Annotated in this window: 10 protein-coding genes; 5 read left to right on the forward strand and 5 right to left on the reverse strand. The window is 60.6% G+C overall.

Annotation, left to right across the window (positions count from 1 at the left end; genetic code table 11):
- Positions 1-7 precede the first annotated feature (7 nt).
- Positions 8-652, forward strand: coding sequence for an L-threonylcarbamoyladenylate synthase (locus RBB81_RS12280; RefSeq protein WP_353070814.1), 645 nt, complete (start codon positions 8-10; stop codon positions 650-652).
- A 131-nt stretch (positions 653-783) separates the two neighbouring features.
- Complete coding sequence (locus RBB81_RS12285; RefSeq protein WP_179582245.1) at positions 784-1,458, forward strand: YdcF family protein; 675 nt, start codon at positions 784-786, stop codon at positions 1,456-1,458.
- 288 nt (positions 1,459-1,746) lie between these two features.
- Here the strand turns inward: RBB81_RS12285 and RBB81_RS12290 are convergent, their stop codons facing one another.
- Entirely contained in the window at positions 1,747-2,625 is an 879-nt protein-coding gene (locus tag RBB81_RS12290) for a DUF92 domain-containing protein (protein WP_353070815.1), read from the reverse strand.
- 76 nt (positions 2,626-2,701) lie between these two features.
- Here RBB81_RS12290 and RBB81_RS12295 point away from each other — a divergent pair, with 76 nt between their 5' ends.
- On the forward strand, positions 2,702-4,270 hold the full coding sequence (locus RBB81_RS12295) for a YncE family protein (protein ID WP_353070816.1): 1,569 nt from the start codon (positions 2,702-2,704) through the stop codon (positions 4,268-4,270).
- Positions 4,271-4,571: 301 nt separating this feature from the next.
- On the opposite strand, the gene RBB81_RS12300 is transcribed toward RBB81_RS12295, so the two are convergent.
- Both RBB81_RS12300 and RBB81_RS12305 read right to left on the reverse strand, forming a co-directional pair.
- A complete protein-coding gene (locus RBB81_RS12300; RefSeq protein WP_353070817.1) occupies positions 4,572-5,471 on the reverse strand; it encodes an anti-sigma factor in 900 nt (299 codons plus the stop codon).
- Positions 5,468-6,034: an RNA polymerase sigma factor gene (locus tag RBB81_RS12305; protein WP_179582251.1), complete on the reverse strand. Its 567-nt coding sequence runs from the start codon at positions 6,032-6,034 to the stop codon at positions 5,468-5,470. Before RBB81_RS12305 ends, RBB81_RS12300 begins: the two co-directional genes overlap by 4 nt.
- Positions 6,035-6,266: 232 nt before the next feature.
- On the opposite strand from RBB81_RS12305, the gene RBB81_RS12310 reads away from it, so the two are divergent.
- Positions 6,267-7,061 carry a TlyA family RNA methyltransferase gene (locus tag RBB81_RS12310; protein WP_353070818.1) on the forward strand — a complete coding sequence of 265 codons (795 nt, stop codon included), beginning with the start codon at positions 6,267-6,269 and terminating at the stop codon, positions 7,059-7,061.
- Positions 7,062-7,233: 172 nt separating this feature from the next.
- Here RBB81_RS12310 and RBB81_RS12315 read toward each other — a convergent pair whose 3' ends face one another.
- The gene (locus tag RBB81_RS12315; protein ID WP_353070819.1) at positions 7,234-9,474 is read right to left on the reverse strand and encodes an AsmA family protein; all 2,241 of its coding nucleotides are present in this window, start codon (positions 9,472-9,474) and stop codon (positions 7,234-7,236) included.
- A 441-nt stretch (positions 9,475-9,915) separates the two neighbouring features.
- Between RBB81_RS12315 and RBB81_RS12320 the strand changes: the two genes are divergently transcribed.
- Positions 9,916-10,773 (forward strand): NAD(+)/NADH kinase, encoded by an 858-nt coding sequence (locus tag RBB81_RS12320; RefSeq protein WP_179582257.1) that lies wholly within the window; start codon positions 9,916-9,918, stop codon positions 10,771-10,773.
- 353 nt (positions 10,774-11,126) lie between these two features.
- On the opposite strand, the gene RBB81_RS12325 is transcribed toward RBB81_RS12320, so the two are convergent.
- Positions 11,127-11,900, reverse strand: a complete 774-nt coding sequence (locus RBB81_RS12325; protein WP_353070820.1) for an ABC transporter ATP-binding protein — start codon at positions 11,898-11,900, stop codon at positions 11,127-11,129.
- Positions 11,901-11,902 lie beyond the last annotated feature (2 nt).

The following is an 11,902-nucleotide window of genomic DNA, read 5'->3' on the forward strand; positions in this document are numbered from 1 at the left end:
GCAAGATTTGACGGCCGAAACACTCCGTATCCATCCCGACGAGCCCGAACCAGCGCTCATCGAATACGTCGTCGCCAGCCTCAACAACGGCAACGTCGTCGCCCTCCCCACCGACACCTTCTACGGTCTCGCCGTCGATCCCGTCAATCTCCAGGCCGTCGATCGTATCTACGACCTCAAAGCCCGCGCTCGCCACAAACCTCTCTCGCTCCTCATCGCCGAGGTAGCCCAGGCCTACGAGATTGCCCGCCAGCTCGACTCCGCCTTCGACCGCCTCGCCGAAAAGTTCTGGCCCGGTCCGCTCACCATCGTCGTCAAAGCAGGCTCCAGGCTTCCCCTCCGCGTCACCGCCAACACCGGCAACCTTGCCCTCCGCGTCCCCGAAGCCGCCATCCCCCGCGCTGTCGTCACCCGCCTCGGCCTTCCCATCACCGCTACCTCCGCCAACCTCGCCGGCTTTCCCGAGTGCGCCTACGCCAGCGGCGTCCTCGAGCAGCTCGGCGATAAGATCCCCCTCATCGTCGACGGCGGCCCCACCGCCCGCACCACCGCCACCACCATCGTCGATCTCTCCGGCGGCGGCAACTCCTGGATGATCCTCCGCGAAGGAGCCATCCCCACCCACGAGATCGCCCTCGCCCTCCAGCACTAGCGATTTATCTCCTCCCCCACCCTCTACAACTTTTGCATCGAGCCTCACGGGTCCGACCCTGTAGACTAGCTCGATGCAAAAGTTGAACTCTCTGGCATAGCCTTGGGCCTTCGCACGCTCTCTGGACAAACATGATCGCGCCTCAATCCAATCTGCGCAGCAGAAGCACAACCCGCGGTCTCCTCCTGCGCCGCCTCTTCGCGCTTTTGCTCATCATCGCCACAGCCTGGTGCATCTGGGTCTACGTGCAGATCGACACCGTCGCCCATCAGGACAACGCGCAGCCCGCCGACGCCATCGCCGTCTTCGGAGCGGCGGAGTATCTCGGCCATCCATCCCCCGTCCTTCACGCTCGTCTCGACCACGCCGTCGAGCTCTACCGCAAACAGATCGCCCCGCTCGTCATCACCCTCGGCGGCGGCACCGACAAAGACTCCGGCAACACCGAAGGCGGCGTCGGCCGCGACTACCTCCTCGCCAACGGCATTCCCTTCGCCAACATCATCGCCGAAACCCGCTCCATCGACACCGAGCAGCAGGTCCACCGCCTCGCCGCCATCGCCCGCGAAAATAATCTCCACCACATCGTCGTCGTCTCCGACGGCACCCATCTCTTCCGCATCCGCCAACTCTGCGAAGACGCCGGTCTCGACGTCTACACCTCACCGCGCCCCCTGCTCGGCCACATCAGCAACTACGACCTCACCATGCGTTATGTGCACGAGATCATCAGCTACACGGCCCTCCGGCTGAATGTGAACGTAAGCTTCCTGCACAGCTGGCTCGAAGGCAAACCCGACGTCTAGTTTGCTGCTGCCTTTGTCGTCGCCGTTGCCGCTGTTGTTGCTTGTCCCTTTGTTGTCATCCCGTAGGGATCTGCTTCTGCTGCTGCTGCCTTTGTCGTTGTCGTTGCTTGTCCCTTTGTTGTCATCCCGCAGGGATCTGCTTCTGCTGTTACCTTTTCTTCCTAACTCACAGACTCCGTCATCTCGACCGAAGCAATCGACAGCTTCACCGTCGGTTGCCCAGTGGAGAGACCCCCGTATTCCTCTTCAAGTTTGTAGAAGCCAAATAGAAGCCCAACATGAGCACTCTCAAAGCCACAACCAAGCCAAGCCCGCAGCAAACAAAGTCGATAAAAAGTTAACCAGATCATTCCCCACCCACCCCCACTCCTCCACCGTAGCCCCCAGCACACTATCAAACACCAACCCCGCACAAGCAGCCGCGAACACAACACCCGCATCCGTCCAGTTCGCAAACCCACGCGATCCCACCAAGACCACCAGCCCCGCACCCACCACCCCACTCAAACTCCCCGCAAGACTCACGCCCCCATCTCTTCCCGCCCGCACCCGTCTAAGCTTCGTGATCAACCAGGTCGGTCCACCCAGCGCCTGCCCAACCTCCGACGACACAGTATCCGCCGTAGCCTCGGCCAGCGCCGCCAGACACCCGCCATACCATCCCACGCTATATCGTCCCATAGCCGCGCACAACGCCGCGACTCCAAGATTCGCCACCACCTGCGAGGCGCGCCTGCCGCTCCGAGCCTCCGCCAGACCACGTGCCTCTTTTCTCCGCCTGCCGAATCGAGTCGCGGCGAAAGTCAGCACAAACAACGTAATCAAGGCAGACAAGGCAGGTCTCGCAAAAACTCCAGAGCCGATCGGCACTCTCACCACCACCAGCGCTGAAATGAGACACACCAGCAGTCCCACCCCGGCCGCCGGCAGCGTAGCCGACCGCAGCATCCACACCAACCCCGCAAACCCCACGCTGAACACAACAGGGAAGAGAAGCGACCGTACCGAACCCGCCGCGACCGCCGAAAGACCGCTCCACGCCCCTCCCAGCACCAGCAAAGGGACCATCACCCAAACCAGCCACCCGGACTGCCTCCGGTCTCGCGCCCTCGGAATCGCCTTTGTCCAGTGCTCATCTCTCAGAGATCCTTGTATTTCCTCGTCCATCCCAACCTCATGCCATTCCGTGATTTACAATCGAACCTTGAGCATAGCCAACACCAGCACCAACGCGGGAGCAGTTTTGCACTTAGCAAGTATCGAAGCAAAAGGATCCACTCAGTCGCGGTCGCACCTGCGCCACGTTCGGTCTGCAACTCAGACCCTCCGGTCTACACTCAGCTTCGCAGCCGTCGTCGCCGTCCTGGCCCTGAGCCTGGGATTGCTCAGTGGTTGCGGCAACAACTACCGCCCCGTCGTCAGCGCCATCAACCCCGTCGGCCCCGCCGCCCAGCCGCAAAAGTTCGCCGTAGCCATCTCCAGCACCGGCACCGCGACCAATCCTCAACCCGGTCTGCTGACCTTCGTCGACTTCTCGGGAGACACCATCCTCATCACGGCCAATGTAGGCGTGGATCCCTACTACCTCATCCTGAACGGTGGAACCACCACGAACTCGAACGCGAGCACCGGATTCACGCTCAATAGCGACCACACCTTCACCAGCTTCGACATCGACACCCAGCTGCTCACCAGCCAGATCCTCCAGACCACACTGCTCCCCGGCGCCAGCCCGGTCGCAATCCTTCCCGAAGGCATCAACACCTACGTTACCGACCCCACCATTAATCCCGGACAGGGTGTCATCTCGCAGTTCACCGGCTCCCCCCTTGCACTCCGCCAGCAGCTCAATCCTGCTCCTCCTCTCGCCCCCTGTCCGACCTCGACCCCTTTCACCCCCGTCTATACCGTCGGAGTGGCGAGTGCACCGCGCGTCTACGCCATCAGCAAGCCTGTTAGCGGCGGCTGCGTAGGTCAGGTCTCCACTATCGAAACGGCCAGCAATACCATCGACCCCGCGGCGATCGCCGTCGGTCTGGACCCCGTCTACGGTGTGATGACAGCCGACGCCAAGCGCGCCTTCATCCTCAACCAGGGCGACGGCACCGTCTCGGTTATCAACGCGCAGACCAACGCGCTCGACACTGTCCCGCCAGGCGCAACCAATCCCATCGCACTCTGCATCGCCCCTGCATGCACCAATCCCGCGACGGCCAACCCACTCTGGGCAGACTTCGCACCCGTTCGCAACGAAGTCGTTGTGGCCAACGCAGGCGATGGCGTCAACCCGGGCTCGCTCAGCGTCATCAGCATCCCTCTCTGCTCGGCGACTGCTCAGGTCGGCAACCCAAACTGCGACCTGAATAATCCCGTCGACGCCATCGGCTTCGGCACCGTCGTCGCGACCGTTCCAGTCGGCGTCAACCCGGTCATGGTCGGCGTCCTGCAGGACACCACCAACAGCCGCGCCTACGTCGTCAACAAGGGAAACACGAGCCTGCCCTGCGCAGCTCCTGGCGTTGCCGTCACAGCCGTCACCACCACCTGCACGGTCTCGGTGATTAATCTCAGCACGAACACCGTCATCGCGACCATCCCACTTCCTCTTAGCCTCAGCCCAAACGCATCTACCCCGGCCAACAACGGCCATCCGAACTACATCGCTGTCACCAGCGGCACCCCCACTGGCAAGGTCTACGTCGTATCGCCGGACTCCAACTTCATGACCGTCATCCGCACCGATACGGACGTCATAGACACCACCGTCCCGTTGCAGGGTGGAGGAGTCGCGGTTCGCGTCACCCAACCTTAGAGCAAAGCAAACGACGGCTGTAGCAGCACGATAATCCCAATAAGCAACCGACACCCCCTGCAAGTCGTCATCTCGACCGAAGTCGCGCAGCCTCATCGCGCGACGCAGTGGATTGCGGCCACAGCTCTCAGTTGCAGCGAACCGATTCATGCTGCGGTACCCGTCAAGACCCCGGTATTTCGTCTTTGCCTCTAGCAGCCAGTTCGAAGCCCTGAAACACCGCAGCGGATTCATCGGACACAAAAAGAAGCCATCCCGCAGAGGATGGCTTCTTTCGTTCTATTCGATCCAACGATGAGGCTTACTCGCCGGCAGCCGCGCCGACCAGGATAATCGGCAGAGTCGGTGTCGCCGCTCCGCCCTCATCCTCCACGGTCACACCGAACGCCTTCGCCTCGACGCCCTTAGGCAGCGGCGGCATAATCACACTGGCATTTCCGCGCGCGTCCGGACGGAACGTACCCGCCGGAATCGGATTCTGACCCTCGCCGGCCGGAATCAGCCAGAGCTCATACGTCTTCGACGGCTGCAGCGGTTGAAGATTCGCCGCCAGGAAGATCAGCGTTCCCTTGCTCGCAACATAGGTCGCTCTGCCTTGCGGAACAGCGGGTGGCGCGCCCTTCACGTTCAGCGTCACTCTCAGCGCGGAGCTGTCGGTGATCGCATCCAGAACCTGGCGCGCCGCCGCCGCATCCGCGGTCAGGTGATCGATCCTGCTGGTCTGCTCGGTCACAGCGCTGCGAAGCGTCTCCCGCTCCTTGTAAAGATCGCCCGCTGCCACGGCAAGACCGGCAGCAACTGCCCAGCCGACCCACGGCAGCACCTTGCCGGCAAACCCGCGCCTCGGTGGTTCTTCCTCAGTCGAGTAGATGCTTCCTGCCCCGCGTCCAAACTCTTCGTTCGCAGCAACGCTCGCACTCGAACTGGCAACAGCGGCAGTCTCGGCAGAACGATCGATCGGAATTGCCTTCTTCTCGCGGCCCACCTGCTTCATCAACCGCTCGCGAGCCTCTGCAGACGGCGACTGCATCTCCACCGTATGGGCATACACTGCGAGATCGCCTTGAATCTCGGCCAACTCCCGCCGCGCCTCCCCGGACCGCTCCACATAAGCTGCAATCTCCGCCATCTCTTCTGGTGGAAGCAGCTGCATGGCAAACAACGCCAGATCTTCTGATGTGATACGCCGTGGCTCGCTCATGCTGGGAACGCCTTTCTCAGCGAGGTCAGCGCGCTGCGGATTCTTGTCTTCACTGTACCCAGTGGATCGCCCGTCATCTCCGCGATCTCAGAGTGCGTCAACCCATCAAAAAATGCCATCTCCAGCGTCTTCCGCTGCTCCACCGGCAGCAGATTGATCACCGCTCTTGCCTTCTCCATCAAACTATTTCGTTCCGCTTCGTTCGCAAGATTGTAGTTCGAAGCCAGCGACATATCGTCGACCGATTCCATCGGGCGCTTCCTTCGCAGTGCATCGATCGACCGATTTCTCGATACCACCGCGAGCCAGCCGCCAAGACTTCCGCGAGTTGCAACAAAGCCATCAGGATTACGCCAGATCTGCATGAATATTTCCTGGAGCACGTCCTCCGCCGCGGCCGGGTCGCGGAGGACCCGAAGGGCCACCGAGTACACAACCTTCGAATAGCGGTCGAACAGCGCCGCCATGGCGTACTCGTCCCCCCTCTGCACAAGGCCAAGCAGAACAGAGTCGTCCTGCCCCGAGGGTGGTGGTGAATTCACGAGTCCCGTTTCTCTGTACATAAAACGCACCCACTACAATTGCAGATTGCAAAAAGCGCCAAGTATTTAGGTCCCCTCAGGCAACCCTATGTAACCACAAAAAAGTTACTCTATCTACTGCACACCAGAGCTACTTTACCCGAAAAATCAACCTGTGGCAGACTTCCTATTCCCCTGTATCGAATATGCAATTTCATTCTCATAAAGAAAATCAGCCTACTTTGTTCGTTCCGATTCAGACAGACCCAAACCGATGAGCAATCCCATCCAGCTCCAGCGCACCAAGTCACCAAAGTCCCGCATCGACAAGTTCCTCGTCGATCACGGCCACGCAGCCTCCCGCGAGCGCGCACAAGCTCTCATCCTCGCAGGCCGCGTCCTCGTCGATGAGCAGCGCATCGACAAACCCGGTACTCCTGTCTCCTCCGATGCAGTAATCCGCCTCCTCGGCTCCGACCTCAAATACGTCAGCCGCGGCGGCCTCAAACTCGAGCGCGCCCTCGCCCACTGGTCCATCGACCTCACCAACCTCCCCTGTGTCGACATCGGTGCCTCCACCGGCGGCTTCACCGACTGCATGCTCCAAAACGGCGCACAATCTGTCCTGGCTATCGACACCGGCTACGGCCAGATCGCTCAAAAACTGCGCGACGATCCCCGAGTCACTCTCCGCGAGCGAACCAACGCGCGCCTTCTCACCCCAGGCGAACTCCTCATACCCCACACGCTCACCCCATCCTTCATCGCGATGGACGTCTCCTTCATCTCCGCGACCCTCGTCCTCCCCGCAGTCCTCGCAGCCCTCAGCACTCCCGATCAATCCTGGCAGGGCACCACCATCATCCTCGTCAAGCCCCAGTTCGAAGCCGGTCGTGCCAACATCGGCAAGGGCGGCATCGTCCGAGATCCCGACGCCCGCCAGGCCGCCATCGAGCGCGTTCGCGAGTGCGTCATTGAGCAGCACGGCACCGCCATCGACCTCATCGACTCTCCCATCCTCGGCATGGAAGGCAACCACGAGTACCTCCTCCACACCCGCTTCCTCTAGCGTTCTTTCGTTGTCATTCCGCAGCGAAGCGAAGGAATCCGCTTTTGCCTTCGCCCTTACCCATCACCCTTCGCCCCTTGCCGTTGCCTGTTCTTTTGCTTGTCATTCGCAGCGAAGCGAAGGAATCTGCTTTTGCCTTCACCCTTCACCGTCGCCTGTTGTAACCAATGAATCAGTGCTTACCGAGCAAACCACCCAGCGCATTGCTCAAAGGATCGGCAGCCTTCTTGCCATTAGGCTGCTGTCCTCTCCCATTCAGCAGACCCTGCGCCGCACCCACTCCCACACCCGCAGCCAGTCCCGCCACATTCGGGCTGAACGTAGGATTGCTCGTTGTTCCGCCAATCGCTACAGGTATCCCCGACTTCAACACATTTCCGGCAATCCCTCCCAGCGCAGCCCCGCCAGCATTGCCGCCCGGAATAAACCCGGACAGCGCTCCAGCCAGCCCAGCAGCCGCACCCCCACCCGAGCTAGCCTGCTGCGTACCGCCTCCGCCAATCGACAAGCCCGTCAGCTTCAGCACCACGTTGTAGTTCAACGCGCCGCCAGCACTCACACTCCCCGCGCCAGTCGCCGTCCCCACGCCCGCCACATCCAGCGCGATATTATCCGTCCGAATATTTCCGCCCTCTTCCCGCACATTCATACTCAAAGAACGAATCGTAGTCCCCGATCCGGTAGAAGAAGTAATTCTCCCTCCCGTAAAGGACGACAGCGCCTGCAGCTTCGATCCCAGATTGAACCCCGCCAGCTGAGTATTATCAATCCTCACCGGCCCGCTGATCACGGGAGTAGCCGTCGTCCCCGTCACCGCGAGTGTTGTCGTTACCGTCCCTCCCTGCAGCCGCGAGCCCTGCGGCAGATGCACTCCGAGCGCAGGCAGAAACGCCTCAAGCTCGTTGATCGAAAGCGCGTTGCCAACCACCTTCAGATTAAGCGCCGTTGAAGGTCCACTCATCTCATAGGTGCCCGAGAGATTGATCACCGCGCTACCAATCGTCACCACCGCCTGCTGCACCACGCCGTTCCTCGCCTGCTCATTCTGCGACAGCGTGAACTGCAACTGCACCGGCTTGGCCGACGGAACACCATCCTTCGCCAGCTTGATTCCCGCAACGCTCGCCGCTCCCTGCGCGTTCAACGTCTGCCCATTCGACTGAATCTTTGCTTGCACATCCGCCACGCCGCTAATCCCCGCATCCGGCGGCACCACTCCCGCCGTGCCAATCTCCACATGCTTCAGGTTCACCACCGCATTCAGCGGAGTGCTCGCATTATTCGCCTGATTGAACGGACCAGCCGTACCGTTCGCGCTCACGCTTCCGCCATTCGGCAACTGCCCGCTCAAGCTGAACGGCGAGGCGCTCTTCGGAGACAGATTCGTCACCTGAGCATTCACCTGGCTGTAGACCGCACTACCCTGTTTGCCCGCCGTCGCCAGCGTAATCGTTCCATTCTTCAGCTGCGCATCGTCGACAGAGAGGTTATCGAGCATCGTCGCCCCCTCTGCATTCGGATTTTTAGGCTTCGGCTGCTTCGGCCCATTACTCTGGACCAGCGTCAGCTTCGGAGTATCCACCAGCAGCTTCGTCACATGCATCTGCGTCCCGCTCCACGCCGCATCCAGCACCAGGTTATCTATCGTCCCGGTCACGCCATCGGAAGCGTCCGCAAACCCCGCGGCCAACGGGTCCAGATGTTTGATCTCAAGATGTCCCGAAAAAGGCGTCGCAGACGCATCCTGCTGATTGAACGGCCCCGCCGAACCCTTCAGCTCCACCGTCCCTCCAGCCGGCAAACCAGCCGAAGCCTCAAACGGAAACGACTTCGTAAACGCAAAGTCCTTCACCTTCAAGTTCACATTTTCGTACACACGATTGGGCGCGCTCGCCGCTCCCGTTGTTCCCGGCCCGGCCCCGACGGTAATCCGCCCATTCTCGACGTTCACCTCGCCCACCGTCAGGTTCGGAAACGCCTGCTTCGTCTCCTCACTCTGCGCCGGCTGGCTTGCAGTGCCAATCGTGGAGTAGTTCCAAGTGCCATTCGCCGCGCGCAGCAGCTGAATCTTCGGCGACTGCATCGAAAACCCGCGAATAATCACTTGTTTACTGAAGATCAAAGGAAACAGCTCCACCCCAATCTTCACCGTATCGGCCTGGATAAACGGCTGAGTGCTGAATCGAGGATCATCGGCAACCACCGTATTCTCCGCCACCAGGCTACCCGTCAGCACCGAAAGATTCACCTTCCCGATCGTCACCTTCCGCCCCAACGACTTGGTCAACGTCGATTCAATCTTTGCCTTGAAGCTATCCGTGTTGAGGAACAGCGGCACACAAACAGCCGCAAGGACGATCAGCGCCAGAACAGCACCCACCGCAATCAGGATCAACCGTGCCGGTTTTCCCATGCCATCACCTCGTCCGTACCGTATCCAATTTTGATGCCACCGCCAAAATCGATGTTGCACGCCCACTCGAAAGGGTTAGACAGTAGGCGTTCGCTCCGGAGAGGACCTAGTCCATCTCCGCCTCAGACTGGCATTTGTACTAGTAGAACGTGATTAGCGGGCCGTTTACCTTCAGACGTAGAGGCTACGTCTTATGGCGACTCGACGCAAACTGAGTGTCTTATGCGCGCCGTATGGCTGTACGCCGCAGCTCTATCCGCACAGAATCCTCCCCCGGGTTCCGCCCCAAAGGCATGCGCCTTCAGATTGCGTTGCTCTTTCCCAAAAAGCCCTAGCAGATAAACCTGACCGATCCTCCGAACGTCTCAATGCGGAGCCTGAGGCAGATTCCTCGCGCATCGTCTACGAAGCATTTCTGACATACAGTTACACTAAAGATCCATGCTCCAGGCCGCCATTATCTCCAAGCCCCAGAAGCCGGAACTCGCCGGGATCCTCCGCGATCTCATCGCGTGGCTCGAAGCTCGCAACTACCACTACCTTCTCGACCCCGACAGCGCCGCCTACGTCTCGGGCGTCAACCCCATCGCCCGCGTAGACCTCCCCAACCACAAGCCAAACCTGGTCATCGTCCTCGGTGGCGACGGCACCCTCCTCGCGGCGGCCAGGGCCTTCGCCCGCACCACCACCCCCATCCTCAGCGTCAACCTCGGCTCCCTCGGCTTCCTCACCGAGATTCCCCTCTCCGAGCTCTACCCCACCCTCGAAGCCTGGTGCGACAACTGCGCCGAAATCGAGGTTCGCAGCATGATGCGAGCCGAGATCATCCGCGACGGCCACATCGTCAAGCAGTGGGACGCCCTCAACGACGTCGTAGTCGCCAAAGGAACCATCGCCCGCATGGGCGACTTCTCCGTCGAGATCGACCAGCAGGCCGTCGCCACCTTCCGCGCCGACGGCATCATCGTCTCCACTCCCACCGGCTCCACCGCATACAACCTCGCCGCCGACGGGCCCATTGTCATGCCCAGCGTCAACGCCATGCTGGTCACCCCCATCTGTCCCCACCTGCTCACCATTCGCCCTATCGTCGTCCCCGGCGACTCCACTGTCAGCGTCGAGGTCGTCGGCGTCCCCAACGAGATCTACCTCACCGTCGACGGCCAGGAAGCAGTCCAGCTCAAGCTCGGCGACCTGGTCCACTGCCAGCGCTCCGAAGCCAGCGTCCGCCTCCTTCGCCACAGCCCCAACGGCCTCTTCAGCGTCCTACGCTCCAAACTCAAATGGGGCGAGCGCTAGCACTTCGTGCGGTATACCCCTTCGGGTGGGCCTCCCGATGGTCGGCATCAGGGTCCTTCCTCCGAGCAACGCGAGGACCAGCAGCCATCATTCCAGAAAGAAAAGGTATACAAGTCACGAAGTGACCGCCCTCCGCGCAGGAGGCCTGTCCGGCAGGACACCCGCGCAGCGAAACCCAAAAATAAATCTTAAAAACTTGGCGTATTTTTCAGCGTCCAAAAAGTGACTGCTAAAACACCACATCAGCCACGCAATTCACCACAGTCACACCAGCAAAACACCACATCAAAGCACTCTTTTCGCCAAAACCCCCAGCAAAAACGCGCATCCACCACAAAAAATAAAAAATCCAGTTACAAACGATCCGTCGCACGGCGCAGGGTGACCATCGGCCCACTGACGGGATGGCAGAATACCTGTCCATGGCTCAGCGCGATCCTTCGCTGCGCCAGTCCCGCCATCTCCGGATCATGCGTCACCATCACGATCGTGTGGCCATTCCTATGCAGATCCTGCAGCAGCTCCGCCACAATCTTCTGATTCGCCGCATCCAGATTTCCGGTAGGCTCATCCGCCAGCAGGATGGGCGGATTGTTGATCAGCGCCCGCGCGATACAGACCCGCTGCTGCTCGCCCCCTGACAGCTCACTAGGCACATGCGAGACCCGGTCCCCCAGCCCCACGCGCACCAGCGCCGCCCGAGCCTCCGCCTCATCCGTCATTGAGTGAAAATACTGGGCCAGCATTACGTTTTCAAGAGCCGACAGGTAAGGAATGAGATGGAACTGCTGAAAGATGAAACCGATCTTGTCCGCACGAAAACGATCGAGCTCTGTGGCGGTCATGGATGCTGTATCGACGTTATCTATCTTCAGTTCGCCCGCCGTCGGCCGGTCGAGACAGCCGATGAGATTGACCAGCGTACTTTTGCCCGAACCGGAGGGTCCGGTGATAGCGACCCACTCCCCGGCAACGATCGAAAAGGTGGCATCCCCAAGCGCACGCACGACGCCGCCATGCCCGGCGTACTCGCGGGTCACGTGCTTCAGTGCGATGACAGCGCAGTCGTCCCGCGTGCTTCCGGTTGGATCAGCCAGCGGCCCCGTGACTACCTTCACTTCGCTCACAG

Origin of the sequence: Tunturibacter gelidoferens (assembly GCF_040358255.1) — a bacterium.
Taxonomy (GTDB): domain Bacteria; phylum Acidobacteriota; class Terriglobia; order Terriglobales; family Acidobacteriaceae; genus Edaphobacter; species Edaphobacter gelidiferens.